Source organism: Xanthomonas sp. 3307 (assembly GCF_014199735.1).
GTDB classification, from domain to species: Bacteria; Pseudomonadota; Gammaproteobacteria; order Xanthomonadales; family Xanthomonadaceae; genus Xanthomonas_A; species Xanthomonas_A rydalmerensis.
Genome location: NZ_JACHOG010000003.1, coordinates 415,659 through 435,201, shown reverse-complemented (window position 1 = coordinate 435,201; position 19,543 = coordinate 415,659). Strand labels below are relative to the sequence as shown.

The window sequence follows — 19,543 nt, the reverse complement described above, 5'->3', positions numbered from 1 at the left end:
CGCCGCGTCGGAAAACCGGCACTGACCGACGCGTGGATCGCATGCATCAGCTACCTACAGCCAGGGCGAACGCGTTGCCCTCGCGGTGCTGCCCGGTGGCGACCTCACATCGTCTTCGCAGCGACGCACGCGGCGACGCCGGCGACGCGGGTTCCGGGATAGCCATGCAAAGAATGGCGCCGCCGACGCGCGGACGGTGGCGACCGCACCGCGCGGCACCCAAAAAGAAACCGGCCGCACTGGGCGGCCGGTTCGGGTGTCGCGACGGGCAGTCGGCTCAGTGGCCGTCTTCCTCGAGCAGTTCGGCGTACTCGTCCGGCGACAGCAGTTCGTTCAACTGCTCGGCATCGTCCGCTTCCAGCACCAGGATCCAGCCTTCGCCGTAGGCGTCTTCGTTGATCGTTTCCGGCTTGTCGCTCAGCGCGGCGTTGACCTCGACCACCTTGCCGCTCAGCGGGCTGTACACGTCCGAGGCGGCCTTGACCGACTCGACCACGGCCACGCCGTTGCCGGCTTCGACGTGATCGCCGACGTTCGGCAGTTCGACGTAGACCAGGTCGCCGAGCAGGCCCTGGGCATGGTCGGAGATGCCGATGGTCACGCGACCGTTACCTTCGACGCGGGCCCACTCGTGGGACTTGAGGAATTTGAGGTCGCCAGGGATCTCGCTCATGGGGCTGCTCCGGAAGAAGACGGTATCGAGGATGGGAGGCTAGTGTAGCGAACCGCGCGCGCGGGAACGATGGCGCGCGCGCCGCGGTCGCGGCCCGGACTCAGCCGAGCACGCCGGGCTGGACCTGGCCTTCGCGCACGAACGGGAACTTGACCACGCGCACCGGCACTTCCTTGCCGCGGATGTCCACGCGCACTGCGCCCGGCTCGCCGGCCGGCACCCGCGCGAAGGCGATCGCCTTGCCCAGCGTCGGCGAGAAGGTGCCGGACAGGATCTCGCCGTCGCCGTTGGCGGTCAGCACCTTCTGCCCGTGGCGCAGCACGCCCTTCTCGTCCATCACCAGGCCGATCATCTGCCGCGGCGCGCCGCCGGCCTTCTGCGCCTCGAGCACGGCGCGGCCGATGAAGTCGCGGCCCTCGTCGAGGGTGACGGTCCAGGCCAGCGCGGCCTCGTAGGGCGAGACGCTGTCGTCCATGTCCTGGCCGTAGAGGTTCATGCCCGCTTCCAGGCGCAGCGTGTCGCGCGCGCCCAGGCCAGCCGGCTTGACCCCGGCAGCGATCAGCGCATCCCAGAACGCAGGCGCCTGCTCTTGCGGCAGCACGATCTCGAAGCCGTCCTCGCCGGTGTAGCCGGTGCGCGCGACGAACAGCGGCACGCCGTCGATCGAGGTCGCCTCGATCGCGGCGAAGCGGCCGAGCTTCTGCGCCGCGGCACGGTCCTGCTCGCGCAACAGGCCGATCGCCTTGGCGCGCGCGTTAGGACCCTGCACCGCGATCATCGCGAAGTCGTCGCGCTCGCGGACCTGCACGCCGAACGCCTGCGCCTGCTCGCCGATCCACGCCAGGTCCTTGGCGCGGGTGGCGGCGTTGACCACCAGGCGGAAGAACGCATCGGACATGTAATAGACGATCAGATCGTCGATCACCCCGCCCTGCGGGTTGAGCATGCAGGTGTACAGCGCCTTGCCCGGCGCCTTCAGCTTGTCCACCGAATTGGCCAGCAGATGGCGCAGGAACGCGCGAACCTGCTCGCCGTGCAGATCGACCACGGTCATGTGGCTGACGTCGAACATGCCGGCGTCGCGGCGCACCTGGTGGTGTTCGTCGATCTGCGAGCCGTAGTGGATCGGCATGTCCCAGCCGCCGAAGTCGACCATCTTGGCGCCGAGGGCGCGGTGGCTGTCGTTGAGGATGGTCTTCTGGGTCATGGCGCGGGTCCGTGAGAAAAGTCCCCCATTATCGCTGGCAGTGAGCCGGGAGTGGGGAGTCGGGATTGGGGATTCGTAAGAGCGGCCTTCCTGGACCCGAAGGACTGGCGCTCGATCGCGCAGCGCCGTAGGAGCGGCTTCAGCGAAGGCTGGGATTGGGGATTCGGGATTGGGGATTCGTAGGGGCGGCCGTCCCGATCCGAAGGATTGGCGCCCGATAACGCACTACGCAGGAACAGGTTCAGCCGCGACCTGCCATCGATCCGGGGTCGCGGATGAAGCCGCTCCTGCGAATCCCCAATCCCGACTCCCCAATCCCGGCGTTCAAGCAGCCTGGACGAGCAGCGTCATGCCGTCCACGCCGACGATACGCACCGCGCTGCCCGCGGGCAGGTCGGGGCCGCCGACCACCCAGAACGCATCGTCGACCTTGGCGCGGCCGCGGCCACCGTGGATCGGCTGATCCAGGATCACCACGCGGCCGATCAATTGCTCGGCGCGGCGGTTGAGCAACGGCTGGTCGCTGGCCCGGCCGCGGTTGCGGAACCAGGTGCGATACACCTGGATCGAGACGAAGCTCAGCACCACGAACGCGCCGACCTGCAGCAGCAGGGAGATGTCCGGGAACACCAGTACCGCGAGGAACACCGCTGCGGCGGCGAAGCCCATCCACAGCATGAAGGCGCCCGGCGCCAGCGATTCGGCCGCGAACAGCAACAAGGTCAGGGCACCCCAGGCCACCACCTCAATGCGCATGGCTCAGACTCCGTTGCGCGGCGGCACGCGCGGCACCGCAGGCGGGGTGGTCTGCTTGTTCAGCGCCTCGCGTGCCAACTCGGCGATGCCGGCGATCGAGCCGATGATGCCGCTGGACTCCATCGGCATCAGCACGAACTTCTGGTTCGGCGCGGTGGCCAGTTCCTTGAACGCCTCCACGTACTTCTGCGCGATGAAGTAGTTGATCGCCTGCACGTCGCCCTCGGCGATCGCCTTGGACACCATCGCCGTCGCCCGCGCTTCGGCTTCGGCCAGGCGCTCGCGCGCCTCGGCGTCGCGGAACGCGGCCTCCTTGCGGCCTTCGGCCTCCAGCACCGCCGCCTGCTTCTCGCCGTCGGCGCGCAGGATCTCCGACTGCCGCGAGCCCTCCGCTTCGAGGATCTGCGCGCGCTTCTCGCGCTCGGCCTTCATCTGCCGGGCCATCGAGTCGATCAGGTCGCGCGGCGGCTGGATGTCGCGGATCTCGATGCGGGTGACCTTGATGCCCCACGGATTGGTGGCATGGTCGACCACGTTCAACAGCTGCGCGTTGATGGTCTCGCGCTGGCTCAGCGACTCGTCCAGGTCCATCGAGCCGATCACGGTACGGATGTTGGTCTGCACCAGCGCGATGGTGGCGATCTCCAGGTTGGACACTTCATACGCCGCCTTGGCGGCATCCAGCACCTGGAAGAACACCACGCCGTCCACCCGCACCACCGCGTTGTCCTTGGTGATGACGTCCTGGCTGGGCACGTCCAGCACCTGTTCCATCATGTTGACCTTGCGGCCCACGCCATACATCCACGGGATCAGGAAGTGCAGGCCGGGCGAGAGCGTGTGGGTGTAGCGGCCGAAGCGCTCCACCGTCCACTGGAAGCCCTGCGGCACCATGCGCACGGTCTTGAACAGCACCACCACGCCGAAGAACAGGATCACCAGCGTGAGGAAGAAGGTAGACGGCATCAGGTTGCTCCATTAACCAGAAGAAGGAATCGAATCGGCAGTATAGCCAGCGCAGGCGCACGTGCCGGTCACCAGCGGATGCGGCCCAGCAGCATGTCCTTGAACATCACCCAGTCGCCGGCGAGCGAGTACAGCGGGTGCTTGAAGGTGGCTGGACGATTCTTCTCGAACACGAAATGGCCGATCCAGGCGCAGCCGTAGCCGCAGACCGGCGCCGCCCACAGCCAGCGCGGCTGGCCGGTGCACAGTGCCAGCAGCAGGCTCGCCAGCACGCCGAGGCTGCCGACGAAATGCAGCCGTCGCGACACTCGATGCCGATGCTCGCTCAGATAGAACGGATAGAACTCACGGAAGCTGGCGAAGCGGCGCATGCGATGGCCCTCCCGAGGCGACGCAGGCGTCCAGCATACGCCGGGAGCGCGGGTGTCGCTCGCAGCGCACGGATGCGACGCGCAGGTGCGGTCGCCGGATGTGCTCACGCAGGAGACCGCAGCGCCGCACCAGGCATGTCTACGATTCGGTGACCGCATGGAAACCGCCCACCTGCAAAGAACTGCTGCAGGGCACAACGCCTCGGAAGCGGGACACGTCATCGCGTTGCGGGCAAGGCGTCGGGTCATCTCCATTCACGCGCTGCGCAGCGCCAACGCAGCGGGACGTGCGGTGAGTTTCGCAGGAACGGGTTCAGCCGCTACACGACTCGCCGATGGCACGTTGCGCCGCTGCAGAGCACCGCCAATCGCAACGAAATGTGTCCTGTAGGAGCGGCTTCAGCCGCGAAGGGCTTTACCGGGAACGCCCGTCGCGGCTGAAGCCGCTCCTACGCGCCGGCCGGCCTCTCGTTGTCGCAAGACAAGCTGCCGCGCAGGCCTCAGCCCTGGCGTGGCGCGAACATGATCACCGCCATGCCGAGCAGGCACAGCCCGGCGCCGAGCAGGTCCCAGCGCGTGGGGCGCATCCCCTGCACCGTCCACAACCACAGCAAGGCGACGGCGACATAGACGCCGCCGTAGGCCGCATAGACGCGGCCGCTGGCGGCCGGATGCAGGGTCAGCAGCCAGACGAAGGCCGCCAGGCTGCCCGCGGACGGCAGCAGCAGCCAGGCGCTGCGCTGTTCGCGCAGCCAGAGATAAGGCAGGTAGCAGCCGACGATTTCCGCGACGGCGGTCAGCACGAACAGCAGCAGCGTCTTCATCCGGCTGCGGCGCGCTCTTCGTCCTTGGCGCGCTGCCAGTACGCCTCCTGCTCCATCAGGGCCAGGCCGTCCAGCGCACCACCGTCCTGCTGCGCCAGCCGCTCCATCGCGCGGAAGCGGCGCTCGAACTTGAGGTTGGCGTGGCGCAGCGCGGCGCCGACATCGACCTCGGCGTGCCGCGCCAGGTTGGCGCAGACGAACAGCAGGTCGCCGATCTCGTCCTGCAGCCGTGCCGGATCGGCCGCGGCGCCCTGTGCCAGTTCCGCGCGCACTTCCTCGAGTTCTTCCTGCACCTTGTCCAGCACCGGCGCCGGGCCGGGCCAGTCGAAGCCGACCCGCGCCGCGCGCGACTGCAGCTTCAGCGCACGCTGCCATTCCGGCAGCCCGCGCGCGATGCCGGCCAGCGCCGAGCCGTCTCGCTCGCCGGCGGCGGCGCGCTCGGCGCGCTTGATCTCTTCCCACTTCAGCGTCTGCTGCTGGGCATCGGCGACCTGGCTGTCGCCGAACACGTGCGGGTGGCGGCGCACCATCTTGTCGCAGATCGCCGCGACCACATCGTCGAAGCCGAACGCCCCCTGCTCGCGCGCCATCTGCGCATGGAACACCACCTGCAGCAGCAGATCGCCGAGTTCGTCCTTCAGCCCGGCCAGATCCTGGCGGTCGATCGCGTCGGCCACTTCGTAGGCCTCTTCGATCGTGTACGCGGCGATGCTGGCGAAATCCTGCTCCAGATCCCAGGGGCAGCCCCGCGCGGGATCGCGCAGGCGCGCCATGATGTCGAGCAGGGCGGGAAGGTCGTAGCGGGCTGGAGTCACGGGCAGGTTCCGATGCGACGGCACCGCTGCCGCCTGCCGCCTAGTGTGGCAGAGCGCGCGCCATGCAGCGCGCGCTCGCCGGCGCGGCTCAGCCCAGCCAGTCGCGCCAGGGCAGCGCCGGATCGCCCAGCGCCACGAAGTCGCCGTTGAGCAGCGATTCGCGGCGGTTGTAGCGGAACGGCTTGCCGGTCGCGGCGGCCAGCAGCGCACCGCCGGCGGCCTGCAGCACGCACTGTCCGGCGGCGGTGTCCCACTCCGAGGTCGGGCCGAAGCGCGGGTACACGTCCAGGTCGCCGTCGGCGATCCGGCAGAACTTCAGCGAGGAACCCTGCGCGACGAGTTCGATCTCGCCCATGCGCTGCAGCAGCGCGTCGGTGCGCGCATCGCGGTGCGAGCGACTCGCCGCCACCCGCAGCGGCGCGGTGGCCGGCCGGCGGGTGTTCAGCGCGGTATCGCGAAAGCCTTCGCGGCGGTACGCCTGCTCGCCACGCACCGCATGCCAGACGCGGCCGTCCACCGGCGCCTGGACCACGCCGAACACCGGCGCACCCTGGTGGATCAGGGCGATGTTGACGCTGAACTCGCCATTGCGCTTGACGAACTCGCGGGTGCCGTCGAGCGGATCGACCAGCCAATAGGTGGTCCAGTGCTCACGCACCTCCCACGGAATCTGCGCCGATTCCTCGGACAGCACCGGCAGGTCCGGGGTGAGCCGTTCCAGGCCTTCGACGATGATCTGGTGCGCGGCCAGGTCGGCCTGGGTCAACGGACTGGCATCGGCCTTGTGCTCCACCTCGAAGCCGGTGGCGTAGACGGACATGATCGCCGCGGCGGCATCGATGGCGATGGCGATCACGGTTTCGCGCAAATCACTGGTCAGACGGATCATTCGGCGCGACCCAGCCACTCGCGGGCAATGAACAGCGCCGCCAGCGAACGCCCCTCGGAAAAATCTTCACGCAACATCAGTTGATCCAGTTCAGCCAATTTCCAGGGCACCACTTCCAATTCCTCCGGCTCGTCGCCGGCTAGTCGTTCGGGATAGAGATCTTGCGCGAGCACCAGCCACGACTGGTGGCTCATGTAGGTCGGCGCCAGGGTCATCGCGCGCAGCACGCGCAGTTGCCGCGCGCCGTAGCCGGCCTCTTCCTTGAGCTCGCGGTCGGCCGCCTGCAGCGGGGTCTCGCCGGCATCGATGCGGCCCTTGACCAGGCCCAGCTCGTAGCGGTGCACGCCGGCGGCGTATTCGCGCACCAGCAGCACGGTCTGCGCATCCAGCATCGGCACCACCACCACCGCGCCGTGGCCCGGCGCCTTGAGCCGGTGGAACACGCGGCGTTCGCCGTTGCTGAATTCCAGGTCCAGCTCCTCGACCTGGCGCTCGGCAGCGGTTTCGCTGCGCGCGCGCACGGCGTTGATGACCGGCAACGGCCGGGTCACGCCGGCACCCTGCGGCGCCGGGCGGCGTCGATCGATAGAATGCGCTGAGCGAAGAACCTGTTCATGAGCGCGAAATGCTATCAGACCTGACCGCAGCACAGATGGCCGACGCGTGGCGCACGCGTGATCTGGCCGTGCTTTGGCACCCGTGCACGCAGATGCGCGAGCACCCCGATACCCTGCCCCTGGTGCCGATCGCACGTGGCGAAGGCGCCTGGCTGATCGACCACGGCGGCCGCCGCTACCTGGATGCGGTGAGCAGCTGGTGGACCAACCTGTTCGGCCACGGCGAGCCGCGCATCGCCGCCGCCATCGCCGCCCAGGCCACGCAACTGGAGCAGGTGATGCTGGCCGGCTTCAGCCACGAACCGGCGGTGCTGCTGGCCGAACAGCTGCTGGCGCTGGCGCCGCGCCAGGAGGGGCGCGCGCCATTGGCCAAGGTGTTCTATGCCGACAACGGCTCGGCCGGCGTGGAAGTGGCGCTGAAGATGGCCTTCCACTATTTCCAGAACCGCGGCGAGCCGGGGCGCACCCGCTTCGTCGCGCTGGAGAACGGCTACCACGGCGAGACCATCGGTGCGCTGTCGGTCGGCGACATCCCGCTGTACCGGCGGGTGTACGCGCCGCTGCTGGCCGAGGCGCTGTTCGCGCCCTCGCCCGACGCCTACCAGGCCGCGCCCGGGCAGAGCGCGCGCGAACGCGCCGAAGCCGCCGCCGATGCGCTGGCCGACCTGTTCGACCGCCATCCCGGCGAGATCTGCGCGGTGATCCTGGAACCGCGCCTGCAGTGCGCCGGCGGCATGCGCATGCACGATCCGGCCTATCTGCGCCGGGCGCGCGAACTGTGCGACGCCAACGGCGCCTTCCTGATCGCCGACGAGATCGCCACCGGTTTCGGCCGCACCGGCACCCTGTTCGCCTGCGAGCAGGCCGGGGTGATGCCGGACCTGCTGTGCCTGTCCAAGGGCCTCACCGGCGGCTTCCTGCCGCTGTCGGCGGTGCTGGCCACCCAGCATCTGTACGACGCCTTCCTCGACGACAGCCGCGAGCGCGCCTTCCTGCATTCGCACAGCTACACCGGCAATCCGCTGGCCTGCGCGGCGGCGCTGGCGTCGCTGCGGATCCTGCAGGAGGACGACGTGATCGCGCGCAACCGCAGCACCGCCGAAACCATGCGCGCGCTGTCGGCCCCGTTCGCCGAGCATGCGCACGTGGCCGACGTGCGCCAGGCCGGCATGGTGGTGGCGTTCGAACTCACCCGCAACGGCGACAAGCGCACACCTTTCCCTGCGTCCGCGCGCGTCGGCCTGCACGCCTACCGCGCCGCGCTGGAGCGCGGGGTGGTGCTGCGTCCGCTCGGCGACGTGCTGTACTGGATGCCGCCGTACTGCGTGGACGCCGCGCAACTGGCGCTGCTGGCCGAAACCACCCTGGCGGCGATCGACGAGGCGGTGGCATGCGCCTGACCCGCTGCCACGTGGACCTGCCGCTGCACGCCGGCGCCGAACTGAGCCTGCCGGAGGACGTCGCCAATCACCTGCTGCGCGTGCTGCGGCTGCGCGAAGGCGATCCCTGCGTGCTGTTCAACGGCGACGGCTGCGATTACGACGCCGAACTGCTGCAGGCCGGCAAGCGCAACGCCAGCGTGCGCATCGGCGCAGCGCGGCCGGCCGACAACGAGTCGCCGCTGGCGATCACCCTGCTGCAGGGCGTGGCGCGCGGCGAGAAGATGGACCTGATCCTGCAGAAGGCCACCGAGCTCGGCGTCGCCGCGATCGTGCCGGTGTGGGCCGAGCGCACCGAAGTGAAACTGGATGCGGCGCGCGTGGACAAGCGCGTGGCGCACTGGCGCAGCGTGGTGATCTCGGCCTGCGAACAGTCCGGCCGCGCGCGCGTGCCGCAACTGAGCGCGCCGCTGGCGCTGGCCGACGCCGCGCGCGCCGCGGCGGACAGCCCGTGCCGGCTGATCCTGGATCCGCAGGGCGAACACCGGCTGCGCTCGCTGGACATCGGCGGCGACGCGGCGACGATCGCGATCGGCCCGGAAGGCGGCTGGTCGCCGCGCGACCGCGCCACGCTGGAGACGGCAGGCTTCGTCGGCCTGCGCCTGGGGCCGCGCATCCTGCGCACCGAGACCGCCGGCCTGGCCGCGATCGCGGCGCTGCAGGCGCACCACGGCGACCTGTGAGTTCGCATACGCGATGACGTAAATAGCGACGCCACGCCGGCAGCACCGTGGGCGCTCGCGCGCCGCTGGAAGCGAGAGGAATCCCAGGAAATTCGACAGCGCCCGGCCTGCGACCTGCACAGGAAGGGGGCGTGGCTCCCTACTCGGCCTGCACGTCACCCCGCAGGCGTGATCGCAACGGCAACAGCCGCTGCTGGCGTGGAGGACATATATAAGTGTCTGCGCGACGCGACCGGCGACGCAGGTCAGGCGCGACGCGCTCAACCGCAGGGCGCGCATCCATCGGCGCGGCCATCGCCGCGCCAGGCTCAGTGACGCTGCTGCAGGAACCAGTTCGCCGCGCCGATCACCCCGAGCTGGCCGTGTTCGACCAGCTTCACCGGGATCTGCTCCAGCGCCGGACGCATCGCGCCCTTGTTCAAGTAGCGCTCGACGAAACTGCTGGCGGACAGGAACGCGCCGATCTGCGGCAGGAAACCGCCGGCCAGGTAGATGCCGCCCTGCACGCCGTACAGCAGCGCCATGTCGCCGATCACGCTGCCGAGCAGGCCGCAGAACGCCGACAGCGCCTCGTGCGCCAGTGGATCGCCGCCGGCCAGGGCGGCCGCGGTGATGTCGCCCGGTGCGGCATGCGCGGGCGTGGCGCCACGCAGGTCGCACAACACGCGATAGAGATTGAGCAGGCCCGGGCCGGACAGGAAATGCTCCATCGGCACATAGGGGCGATCGCGCAACAGGCGCTGCGCCAGCGCCAGTTCCAACGCGTTGCCGACCGGTAGTGCGGCATGGCCGGCTTCGGTGGGCAGCACCACGGCGCCGCCATGGGTGGGAATCCACACTGCGGCGCCAAGACCGGTGCCCGGACCGATCACCAACGCCGGCCCGCGCTGCGCCTTGCGCGGCCCGGTCAGATGCAGCACTTCGCTGGCGTCCATCGACGCCGCCGCATACGCCACCGCTTCGAAATCGTTGACCAGATGCAGCGCCTTCAAACCCAGGCGTTCGCGGATCTCCGGGGGCGACAGCGTCCACGGCAGATTGGTGGTGATGACGCGGCCATCCTCGAGCGCATAACCGGCGCTGGCGATCACCCCGCGGGTCGGCTTCGGGCCCTGCACCTGGTCCAGAAACTCGCCGATGATCTCGGCCAGACCGGGATAGTCGGCGCAGCGGTACTTGCGGTAATCCAGCACATCGACAGACGGCGCCGGGCCGGCATCGGCAGCGCGCGCGACCAGGCCGATCCGCACATGGGTTCCGCCGACATCGGCAGCAATGAAGGGCTCGGCGCGCGGCACGGCCGCTGCCACTGATGAACTGCTTGCGGACACGTCTTCTCCCGTTGCGCCAGAGCAGGCACACGCCGATTCGGCCGATTGATCGATCGAGTGTCCGATCACCCTGACAACGTTGTCAAGATGAATTTCACAGCCTTGTCGTTTTGTCTTCATCGCCTCGACTTCATGCGGCCGATCGCCTTGTTATGTGGATGGCCGCTGGTCGCCATCCGTTGCATGGGTGAACATCCGTCGCAAAACTTCGCCGCATTGCACAAATTTCTGCGACCTGCCCGACAACCCGGCAGCCCTTGCCACGCATGGGCCCGTCGGCCGCGGTGCCGGTGCCGCACACGTGTTCGGCCATGTTTTCTTTTGTAGACAAGCACCTAGAGCGTGCGCCGGACACCCCGTGAAAGCCTCTGGAAAGATGCCGCAGCGAGCCTTGCTGGCAATCGTCAAAACCGCGTGAAACGGGTGTTGACAACGCTGTCAGCGCTACGACAGACTCGGCTCACACAAGTTTTACAACTTCAAGACATGCCACGTTCAGGGGATTCAGACACAGCGACGCATCGCCGCTCCTCCCGCGCCAAGTGGCAGGACGCGCGCTGACGCTGCGGGCGGCATCCCCCGAACCGACGAGACCACGCCCGATGCCGGGCACGGACGCAGCGCGCCCGGACCAGGCAGCAGGTGCACTGCTTCATTGCTGGACTTGGTTGTTACCTGCAGGAACACAGGAAGGACTGGCGCCCTCGATGCCGCCGGTTGGCTACTTCCGCGTCAGCGACCGGACGACGCGCATCGAGATGCGATCCGCGCAGCGCCACCAGGCGCGGCGCCATCCACAAGGCCGGGCAGCGGCCAGCACGCCGGAACATCGGTTGCACCTCATGCCCAAGTACTCACCCAGAGGTTTAGCCAATGAATAGCCGCACCACGACCTTAGCCATCAGCATCATGGCCGCGCTGTACCTGTCCGGTAACGCTGCCGCGCAGGAAGCGCCCGCTTCCGCCAACGCGGATTCCAAGAACGTCCAGCAGCTGGATGCCATCACCGTCACCGGCTACCGCGCCTCGCTGGAGAAGAGCCAGTCGGTGAAGCGCTCGGCCAACTCCATCGTCGATGCGATCAGCGCCGAGGACATCGGCAAGTTCCCCGACACCAATGCCGCCGAGTCGCTGGCGCACCTGCCGGGCATCAGCGTGGACCGCCAGTTCGGCGAAGGCGAGAAGGTCAGCATCAACGGCACCGATCCGGCGCTGAACCGCGTGCTGCTCAATGGCCAGACCATCGCTTCGGGCGACTGGGGCGGCAACCCGACCGACACCAGCGGCCGTACCTTCAACTACACCCTGCTGTCGCCGGAAATCATCGGCCTGATGGAGGTCTACAAGACCCCGGAAGCGCGCATCGACGAAGGCTCGATCGGCGGCACCGTGATCGTGCACACCCGCAAGCCGCTGGACCTGCCGAAGAACACCATCCGCGGCTCGGTCGGCTACAACTACAACGACCGCTCGGAAGAAGGCAATCCGCGTGGTTCGGCGTTGTGGAGCTGGAAGAACGACGACGAGACCTTCGGCGCGTTGATCTCCGCCACCCACGACAAGGAAGACCTGTCGCGCGCCGGCATCGAGTTCTTCGGCTACAACACCGGCGCCGGCATCCCGCCGACCGCGCGCATTTCCGGCGACGGTGGTAACGTCGCGACCGCCAAGATCCCCGTGGGCATCAACAGCGCCTTCTTCCAGCAGACCCGCGAACGCAACGGCCTGCAGGGCGCGCTGCAGTGGAAGCCGAACGATCAGAACGAGTTCAACCTGACCGGCCTCTACATCAAGGGCAAGTACAACAACTTCAGCGAATCGCGCTACGTCTGCCCGGGCTGCGGCGACCAGGACAAGATCACCAGCGCGACCGTGCAGAACGGCTACGTCACCCAGGCCACGGTCACCGACGGCGCCGGCAACGGCAACCAGCCATATGCGCAGCTGGACACCAACTACCGCGAAAGCACCGTCACCACCAAGAGCGTGAACCTGCGCCACGACTTCTACGGCGAGAAGTGGGTGTTCACCTCGCAGGTCGGCACCACCGAGGCCACCGGCGGCAAGAACCCCGAGTACCTGATGAAGTACCTGCTGCAGGACGGCGGTTACAACTTCAATTATGACGGCAGCCACACCGGCGTTACCTACGACAACAACAACGCGTCGAACTGGGGCCTGAAGACCGGCCAGCAGGCTGGCGGCGTCGAATACACCACGACCAAGGACAAGGAAAAGTACTTCCAGTTCGATGCCGCGCGCGACCTGGACTGGGGCCCGCTGAACAAGCTGCAGGTCGGCTACAAGTACATCAATCACGACAACGGCCAGCAGTCCCGCGGCAATTCGCTGTTTGCCAACCAGGACGTGCTGCTCACCTCCTTCAATCCGGGCACCACGCCGAACGGACTGTATGACGGCCTGGGTGCAAGCGGCGATCTGGTCAACTGGCCAACCGCCAATTTGAACTCGGTCCTAAACTATCTGAAGGGGCTGCCGCAGGGTGCCTACGAAGAGAAGTACGGCCAGGAATTCAACGTCAAGGAGATCACCAGCGATCTGTACGCCCAGCTGAACTTCGAGTCTGGCAAGTGGCGCGGCAACCTGGGTGTTCGCTACGTGGACACGAAGGACAAGTCGTCCTACTGGCAGAGCAATACCGGTGCCAACAATGTGACGACTTACGCCCCGATTCAGATCACCAAGCAATATTACAAGCCGCTGCCTAGCTTCAACATTGCGTACGATCTGGACGAAGACAAGGTGCTGCGTTTCTCGGTTGCCAAGGTCATCGCACGCCCGCGCTACGGCGATCTGGCCGGCTCCTTCCAGATCAACAGCAACGGTTCCAACTTGACCGCGAGCGGCGGCAATCCGGATCTGAAGCCCTACGAGTCCACCAACTACGATCTGGCTGCCGAATGGTATTTCGCACCGTCCAGCATGCTGTCGGCTGAAGTGTTCTATCGCGACATCAGCTCTTACATCGTCTCGAATACGACGACAGAGATCCTGAGCGATCCTCAAAAGAACATTTTCAATCAGCCCTACAGCGTGACCCGGCCGATGAATGTGTCCGACGCCAAGGTCAAGGGCGCCTCGCTGAACTACCAGCAGGCCTTCGGCTACGGCTTCGGTCTGCAGGCGAACTACACCTACGCCACCGCCGACACAAGTCCCGGCCTGAACCTGCCGTATCTGTCGAAGAACACCTACAACGTGATCCCCTACTGGGAAAACGGTCCGTGGATGGTGCGCGTCAACTACAGCTACCGCTCCAAATACTTCACTCAGATCGGCCGACTGGATTCGCAGGTGTTCACCGACGAGTACAAGCAGCTGGATCTGACCGCGTCGTATCAGATCAACGACTGGATGAGCGTGAGCTTCAGCGCGACCAACCTGCTCGACTCGACCTACTACTGGTACAACGAGGTCAAGTACGCGCCGATCGGCATGTACAAAAACGGCCGCGGCTACCAGGCGCAGCTGAACTTCAAGTTCTGATGTAGCACCGGCGCGCCACCGTCCCTCCACGGTGGCGCGCTTTTTCGTGTCCGGCGCGGCGGCGCCGGCATCGTCTTCTGCAACAAGGAGTGCCGTTCCATGACGACCGAGACCCGCCCCCGTGCGGACCGATCCCGCCACGCCGGAGCCGCACGCCAGACCCTGGCCAGCGCGCTGGCCCTCATGCTCGCGCTGACGGCCCTGCCCGCCGGCGCCGCGGACGCGCCGTCGCCGACAGCGCCCACCGCCACCACGCTCAGTCCGGAACAGATCGACCAGCAGTGGCTGCAGGCCACCGCCAAGTACACGCCCGAACGCGCGCGTCTGGTGCGCGAAGCCAACGACGGCGCGCGCGGCGGACCGTTCCGGCCCGACTGGACCTCGCTCAAGCAGTACCGCTCGCCGTCCTGGTACGACAACGCCAAGTTCGGCATCTTCATCCACTGGGGCGTGTTCTCGGTGCCGGCCTTCGGCAACGAGTGGTACTCGCGCAACATGTACCAGCAGGGCAGCAAGGACTACCTGCATCACCGCCAGACCTACGGCCCGCAGTCGCGCTTCGGCTACAAGGACCTGATCCCGCTGTTCACCGCGCCCAAGTTCGATCCGCAGGCCTGGGCCACGCTGTTCCGCGACTCCGGCGCCCGCTACGTGGTGCCGGTGGCCGAGCACCACGACGGCTTCGCGATGTACGACTCGCAGCTGTCGGACTGGACCGCGGTGAAGATGGGCCCCAAGCGCGACGTGATCGGCGAGCTGTCCAAGGCGATCCGCGCGCAGGGCCTGCATTTCGGCCTGTCCTCGCACCGCGCCGAGCACGACTGGTTCTTCGACGGCGGCCGCCAGTTCGACTCGGACGTCAACGACCCGCGCTACGCCGGCCTGTACGGCCCCGCGCAGGTGCGGCTGCCGGGCAAGGACGACGCCGACGTGCACAACGACTGGACCCCGGTCTCGCAGGCCTGGCTGGACGACTGGCTGGCGCGCACCACCGAACTGATCGACCGCTACGACCCGGACCTGATCTATTTCGATTGGTGGATCGCGCACCCGACCTTCCGCGGCACGCTGCCGACCATGCTGTCGTACTACTACAACCACGGCGCGGCCAAGGGCGGCGTGGTGGTGAACTACAAGCTCGGCGCCTTCCCCGAGGGCGCCGGCACGTTGGACATCGAACGCGGCCAGCTCACCGGCATCCATCCCACGCACTGGCAGACCGACACCTCGGTCAGCAACGCCTCGTGGGGCTATGTCGAGAACGACACCTACAAGACCCCGACCTTCATCATCCACATGCTGGTGGACGTGGTCAGCAAGAACGGCAACCTGATGCTCAACATCGGGCCGCGCGCCGACGGCTCGATCCCGGACACCGAACGCGCGATCCTGTTGTCGATCGGCACGTGGCTCAAGACCAACGGCGAGGCGATCTACGACAGCACGCCGTGGCGCACCTATGGCGAAGGCCCGACCGAAGTGGTCGGCGGCACCTTCCAGGACACCAAGACCAAGCCGTACACGCCCGAGGACTTCCGCTTCACCACCGGCCACGGCGCGCTGTACGCGATCGAGCTGGGCTGGCCGGCCGACGGCAAGGCGCTGATCCGCTCGCTGAAGCCGGCCGATGGCGTGCGCGGCGTCACCCTGCTCGCCACCGGCAAGCCGGTGCCGTTCGAGCAGCGCGCCGACGGCCTGCACCTGCGCCTGCCGGCCAAGCCGGTGGGCGAACACGCCTACGTGTTCCGCATCGACCTGTCCTCCCCCACCCCGCCAACGGATCCCTCCCGATGATGAAGCGTTTCGCAGGGCTGCTGTTCGCCCTCGCCCTGGTCTGCGGACCGGCCATGGCCAAGAACCCGACCGCGCTGTTCTATCTGATGAACACGCAGAAATCGACCAACTCCTTCCTGGCCCACCTCGACAAGATCGACGTAGTGGTGCCGACCTGGTACGGCGTGGATCAGAATGGCCTGGTCAACGGCACCCCGAACATGTACCTGTACGAGATCGCCAAGCAGCACAAGCTGCGGGTGATGCCGATCCTGTCGATGACCGCCGGCCGCGACGGCTTCCACAAGCTGCTGCACGACGAGGACGCCAAGCAGCGCATGATCGCGGCGCTGCTGATCCATGGCCGCAAGCACGGCTACTACGGCTTCCAGTTCGATTTCGAGAGCATCGCCTGGACCGACCGCGACGCCTATTCGCTGATGGTCAAGCAGACCGCCGAGGCGCTGCACAAGGCCGGCTTCAAGCTGTCGGTGGCGGTGGTGCCGAACGCGCCGGGCTATGCCGAAGGCGGGGCGTTCTCCAAGTGGATGTGGGAATACTGGCGCGGCGCCTACGACCTCAAGGCGCTCGGCGCCTCGGCCGACCTGATCAGCCTGATGACCTACGACCAGCACACCCGCTGGACCACGCCCGGCCCGGTGGACGGCATGGTGTGGATGAAGAAGCACCTGGACTACGCGCTGACCCAGGTGCCGAAGGACAAGCTGTCGCTGGGCATCGCCACCTACGGCTACCGCTGGTACACCGGCAGTCCGGTCAAGGCCGACGGCACCGAAGCCTCGAACATCACCGCCGACTACATCGACGCCGACGAGTCGTTCCCGCTGGCGGAAGAGCAGCATGCCACCGTGCAATGGGACCCGGTGGAGCAGGAGTCGTGGTTCTACTTCTACCGCGACGACATGCGCGAGTGGGTGTTCCGCCCGGACGCGCGCAGCTTCCGCGCGCGTTACGAGCTGACCAAGCAGTACGGCCTGGAAGGCTTCAGCTGCTGGGTGCTTGGCGCCGAAGATCCCAAGGTCTGGGACGAACTGCCGACCGCGGCGCGCTGAGCGGCGGTCACGATCGAGATGCGGGACGAGGCCATGCGGCGCGCAGCGAAAGCGCCGCGCTCACCCCAGGCTACCCCACAGCCTCTACGATACGCATCTCGATCGCTTGAGGTAGACCGATGACTGAAGTGGGTGCACACCCCCGATTGCCGCACCGCCCGATGCCCGCCAGCGCGCGCATCGCGGCGGCCTCCCGCAACGCCTGGCTGGGGTTGTCCCTGCTCGCCTGTGGCAGCCTGCTCGGCGGCTGCGACCGCGCCCCGCCGCCGGCGCCGACGCCCGCGGCCAAGCCCGCCGTGGCGCCGCCGCCTGCCCCGAAACACGATGACGACGACGACAAGACCCCGCTGCCGCTGATCCCGGCGCCGGTCAAGGCCGAGCGCGACGGCGGCACCCTCACCATCGGCACCGGCAGCGTGCTGTCGGTGCCCAACGACGATCCCGGCGCGCAGCGCGTGGCCGAGCAACTGTCGCAATTGCTGAGCAAGACCCGCGGCCTGAACCTGGAAGTGCGCGCGGAGACCATCCCCGCCAACGGCAGCATCCGCCTGCAGCTCAATCCCAATACCGAGGTTGCGCAGGTCGAGGGCTACACGCTGGACGTGGACCCGCACACCATCCTGATCCAGGCGCGCGACGAACGTGGCCTGTTCTACGGCGCGATCAGCGCCTGGCAGTTGATGACCCCCGACGCCGGCAAGGGCGAGGTGGACGTGCCGCAGGTGCACATCCGCGACTGGCCGCGCTTCGGCTGGCGCGGCGTGCTGCTCGACGTGGCGCGACATTTCCATGGCCCGGACACGGTCAAGCGCCTGCTCGACGCGATGGCCCAGCACAAGCTCAACGTGCTGCACCTGCACCTGACCGACGACCAGGGCTGGCGCATCGAGATCAAGCGCTATCCCAAGCTCACCGAGATCGGTGCCTGGCGCACCCCGCCCGGCGCCGGCAGCCACGGTCTGCCCGATCGCTACGGCGGCTTCTACACCCAGGACCAGATCCGCGACCTGGTGGCCTACGCCGCCGAACGCCACATCACCATCGTGCCGGAGCTGGACATGCCCGGCCACGCCCAGTCCGCGGTGGCGGCGTACCCGGAACTGGTCGGGGTGAACCGGCAGCGGCCCAAGGTGTCGGTGGATTGGGGCGTCAATCCGTACCTGTTCAACACCAACGCCAAGAGCATGACTTTCATCCAGGGCGTGCTGGACGAAGTGCTGCAGCTGTTCCCCTCGCCGTACATCCACATCGGCGGCGACGAAGCGGTCAAGGACCAGTGGGAGCGCTCGCCGGCGGTGCGCGCGCAGATGCGCAAGCTCGGCATCAAGGATGCGCATGCGCTGCAGGGTTGGTTCAACCAGCAGTTGGCCGACTACCTGACCCAGCACCAGCGGCGCCTGATCGGCTGGGACGAGATCCTGGAAGGCGGGCTGCCGGCCAGTGCGTCGGTGATGTCCTGGCGCGGCGTGGACGGCGCGGTTGCCGCCGCCAAGCAGGGCCACGACGTGGTGCTGGCGCCGGCCGGCTGGATGTACCTGGACAACCTGCAGAGCGCGCGCAACGACGAGCCCAACGGCCGCCTGGCGACGCTGCCGCTGCAGAAGGTCTACGGCTTCGACCCGGTGCCGGCCGCGCTCAACGCCGAGGAGAGCAAGCATGTGCTCGGCGTGCAGGCTGCGCTGTGGAGCGAGTACATCCCCTCCGCCTGGCATATCGACCATGCGCTGTTCCCGCGGCTGAGCGCGGTGGCCGAGGCCGGCTGGTCGCCGATGGCCGCGCGCGACTGGAACGGTTTCCTGCAGCGCCTGCCGGCGCAGCTGGATCGCTACCGCACGCAGGGCATCGCCTACGGCGACGGCGCCTTCGCTCCGGACATCGCGCTGCAGGGCGGCGACAACGCGGCGCTGGACAGCGGCAAGGCCACCGTGGTGCTGGGCAACCAGGCCAAGTTCGGCAGCTTCCGCTACACCACCGACGGCAGCGAGCCCAAGGCCGACTCGCCGCGCTACACGGCGCCGTTCGCGGTGACCCTGCCGGTCACCGTGCGCGCGGCCACCTTCGCCGACGACGGCCGCCTGCTGGCCGCACCGCGCAGCCGCATCCTCGACCGCGCCAATCTGCTCGGCCGCGATACCCAGGGCCTGGCCTCGTGCGAGGGCGGCGAGCTGGGCCTGCGCGTGCCGCTGCTGCCGGACCTGGCCGACCAGGACACGCCGGTGTTCAACATCGACCTGTTCACCAGTTGCTGGCGCTACGCCGACGCGCGCCTGGACGGCATCGACCGCATCCGCATCGACGCCGCACGCCTGGCGCGCAACTACGGGCTGGCGCACGACCAGGCCAAGGTCAAGCGCTATCCGGCGCACAGCGCGCGCGGCGAGTTCGAAGTGCGGCTGGGCGACTGCAAGGGCAAGCTGCTGGCGCGGCTGCCGCTGCCGGCCGGCAAGACCCTGGGCGACCAGTTCGCGCTGGAAGCACGGCTGCCCAAGCAGACCGGCGTGCACGACCTGTGCCTGCGCTCCACCGCGCCCATCGCCGGCCCGTACTACGCCATCGGCGCCGTCCATCTGATCGACACCGCGGCGCAGGCGCCCCCCGCCGCCGCGCACTGACCACGGA

At 67.8% G+C, this 19,543-nt stretch carries 16 protein-coding genes; 6 read left to right on the top strand and 10 right to left on the bottom strand.

Features of this window, described 5'->3' with window-relative positions; genetic code table 11:
• Nucleotides 1-277: 277 nt before the first annotated feature.
• The 9 genes from gcvH to nudE all read right to left on the bottom strand — a co-directional run bounded on the left by gcvH (nt 278) and on the right by nudE (nt 7,052).
• Nucleotides 278-673 carry a glycine cleavage system protein GcvH gene (gcvH, locus tag GGR64_RS10410; protein ID WP_184645664.1) on the bottom strand — a complete coding sequence of 132 codons (396 nt, stop codon included), beginning with the start codon at nt 671-673 and terminating at the stop codon, nt 278-280.
• Between the two features lie 100 nt (nt 674-773).
• Nucleotides 774-1,880 (bottom strand): glycine cleavage system aminomethyltransferase GcvT, encoded by a 1,107-nt coding sequence (gene gcvT / locus GGR64_RS10405; RefSeq protein ID WP_160965554.1) that lies wholly within the window; start codon nt 1,878-1,880, stop codon nt 774-776.
• Nucleotides 1,881-2,204: 324 nt separating this feature from the next.
• Complete coding sequence (locus GGR64_RS10400; protein WP_160965556.1) at nt 2,205-2,636, bottom strand: NfeD family protein; 432 nt, start codon at nt 2,634-2,636, stop codon at nt 2,205-2,207.
• Nucleotides 2,637-2,639: 3 nt separating this feature from the next.
• Nucleotides 2,640-3,602, bottom strand: coding sequence for an SPFH domain-containing protein (locus GGR64_RS10395; protein ID WP_160965558.1), 963 nt, complete (start codon nt 3,600-3,602; stop codon nt 2,640-2,642).
• Nucleotides 3,603-3,670: 68 nt separating this feature from the next.
• A complete protein-coding gene (locus GGR64_RS10390) occupies nt 3,671-3,973 on the bottom strand; it encodes a DUF962 domain-containing protein (RefSeq protein ID WP_160965560.1) in 303 nt (100 codons plus the stop codon).
• A gap of 500 nt (nt 3,974-4,473) precedes the next feature.
• Complete coding sequence (locus tag GGR64_RS10385; RefSeq protein WP_184645662.1) at nt 4,474-4,797, bottom strand: YnfA family protein; 324 nt, start codon at nt 4,795-4,797, stop codon at nt 4,474-4,476.
• On the bottom strand, nt 4,794-5,570 hold the full coding sequence (gene mazG / locus GGR64_RS10380) for a nucleoside triphosphate pyrophosphohydrolase (RefSeq protein WP_260302993.1): 777 nt from the start codon (nt 5,568-5,570) through the stop codon (nt 4,794-4,796). The genes GGR64_RS10385 and mazG overlap by 4 nt, the downstream gene beginning before the upstream one ends.
• A 130-nt stretch (nt 5,571-5,700) precedes the next feature.
• Nucleotides 5,701-6,501: a 3'(2'),5'-bisphosphate nucleotidase CysQ gene (gene cysQ / locus GGR64_RS10375; protein WP_160965564.1), complete on the bottom strand. Its 801-nt coding sequence runs from the start codon at nt 6,499-6,501 to the stop codon at nt 5,701-5,703.
• Complete coding sequence (gene nudE, locus GGR64_RS10370) at nt 6,498-7,052, bottom strand: ADP compounds hydrolase NudE (RefSeq protein ID WP_184645661.1); 555 nt, start codon at nt 7,050-7,052, stop codon at nt 6,498-6,500. Before nudE ends, cysQ begins: the two co-directional genes overlap by 4 nt.
• Before the next feature lie 74 nt (nt 7,053-7,126).
• Here nudE and bioA point away from each other — a divergent pair, with 74 nt between their 5' ends.
• Both bioA and GGR64_RS10360 read left to right on the top strand, forming a co-directional pair.
• Entirely contained in the window at nt 7,127-8,518 is a 1,392-nt protein-coding gene (gene bioA / locus GGR64_RS10365) for an adenosylmethionine--8-amino-7-oxononanoate transaminase (RefSeq protein ID WP_160965568.1), read from the top strand.
• The gene (locus GGR64_RS10360) at nt 8,509-9,240 is read left to right on the top strand and encodes a 16S rRNA (uracil(1498)-N(3))-methyltransferase (RefSeq protein WP_160965570.1); all 732 of its coding nucleotides are present in this window, start codon (nt 8,509-8,511) and stop codon (nt 9,238-9,240) included. Before bioA ends, GGR64_RS10360 begins: the two co-directional genes overlap by 10 nt.
• Nucleotides 9,241-9,548: 308 nt before the next feature.
• On the opposite strand, the gene GGR64_RS10355 is transcribed toward GGR64_RS10360, so the two are convergent.
• Nucleotides 9,549-10,571 (bottom strand): glucokinase family protein, encoded by a 1,023-nt coding sequence (locus tag GGR64_RS10355; RefSeq protein ID WP_160965572.1) that lies wholly within the window; start codon nt 10,569-10,571, stop codon nt 9,549-9,551.
• Between the two features lie 873 nt (nt 10,572-11,444).
• Here GGR64_RS10355 and GGR64_RS10350 point away from each other — a divergent pair.
• The 4 genes from GGR64_RS10350 to GGR64_RS10335 all read left to right on the top strand — a co-directional run bounded on the left by GGR64_RS10350 (nt 11,445) and on the right by GGR64_RS10335 (nt 19,536).
• Complete coding sequence (locus GGR64_RS10350; protein ID WP_184645659.1) at nt 11,445-14,078, top strand: TonB-dependent receptor; 2,634 nt, start codon at nt 11,445-11,447, stop codon at nt 14,076-14,078.
• Between the two features lie 99 nt (nt 14,079-14,177).
• Nucleotides 14,178-15,872, top strand: a complete 1,695-nt coding sequence (locus GGR64_RS10345) for an alpha-L-fucosidase (RefSeq protein ID WP_184645657.1) — start codon at nt 14,178-14,180, stop codon at nt 15,870-15,872.
• On the top strand, nt 15,869-16,924 hold the full coding sequence (locus GGR64_RS10340) for a glycosyl hydrolase family 18 protein (RefSeq protein WP_184645655.1): 1,056 nt from the start codon (nt 15,869-15,871) through the stop codon (nt 16,922-16,924). Before GGR64_RS10345 ends, GGR64_RS10340 begins: the two co-directional genes overlap by 4 nt.
• Before the next feature lie 119 nt (nt 16,925-17,043).
• Complete coding sequence (locus tag GGR64_RS10335) at nt 17,044-19,536, top strand: family 20 glycosylhydrolase (RefSeq protein ID WP_184645653.1); 2,493 nt, start codon at nt 17,044-17,046, stop codon at nt 19,534-19,536.
• Nucleotides 19,537-19,543: the final 7 nt, after the last annotated feature.

Bases quoted from the DNA above. Each gene is read 5' to 3' on its own strand.
- cysQ (WP_160965564.1), bottom strand. From the start codon at position 6,501: ATGATCCGTCTGACCAGTGATTTGCGCGAAACCGTGATCGCCATCGCC.
- gcvT (WP_160965554.1), bottom strand. From the start codon at position 1,880: ATGACCCAGAAGACCATCCTCAACGACAGCCACCGCGCCCTCGGCGCC.
- GGR64_RS10335 (WP_184645653.1), top strand. From the start codon at position 17,044: ATGACTGAAGTGGGTGCACACCCCCGATTGCCGCACCGCCCGATGCCC.
- GGR64_RS10345 (WP_184645657.1), top strand. From the start codon at position 14,178: ATGACGACCGAGACCCGCCCCCGTGCGGACCGATCCCGCCACGCCGGA.
- GGR64_RS10360 (WP_160965570.1), top strand. From the start codon at position 8,509: ATGCGCCTGACCCGCTGCCACGTGGACCTGCCGCTGCACGCCGGCGCC.
- GGR64_RS10340 (WP_184645655.1), top strand. From the start codon at position 15,869: ATGATGAAGCGTTTCGCAGGGCTGCTGTTCGCCCTCGCCCTGGTCTGC.
- gcvH (WP_184645664.1), bottom strand. From the start codon at position 673: ATGAGCGAGATCCCTGGCGACCTCAAATTCCTCAAGTCCCACGAGTGG.
- GGR64_RS10400 (WP_160965556.1), bottom strand. From the start codon at position 2,636: ATGCGCATTGAGGTGGTGGCCTGGGGTGCCCTGACCTTGTTGCTGTTC.
- GGR64_RS10350 (WP_184645659.1), top strand. From the start codon at position 11,445: ATGAATAGCCGCACCACGACCTTAGCCATCAGCATCATGGCCGCGCTG.
- mazG (WP_260302993.1), bottom strand. From the start codon at position 5,570: ATGGCGCGCCTGCGCGATCCCGCGCGGGGCTGCCCCTGGGATCTGGAG.
- bioA (WP_160965568.1), top strand. From the start codon at position 7,127: ATGCTATCAGACCTGACCGCAGCACAGATGGCCGACGCGTGGCGCACG.
- GGR64_RS10395 (WP_160965558.1), bottom strand. From the start codon at position 3,602: ATGCCGTCTACCTTCTTCCTCACGCTGGTGATCCTGTTCTTCGGCGTG.
- GGR64_RS10390 (WP_160965560.1), bottom strand. From the start codon at position 3,973: ATGCGCCGCTTCGCCAGCTTCCGTGAGTTCTATCCGTTCTATCTGAGC.
- GGR64_RS10385 (WP_184645662.1), bottom strand. From the start codon at position 4,797: ATGAAGACGCTGCTGCTGTTCGTGCTGACCGCCGTCGCGGAAATCGTC.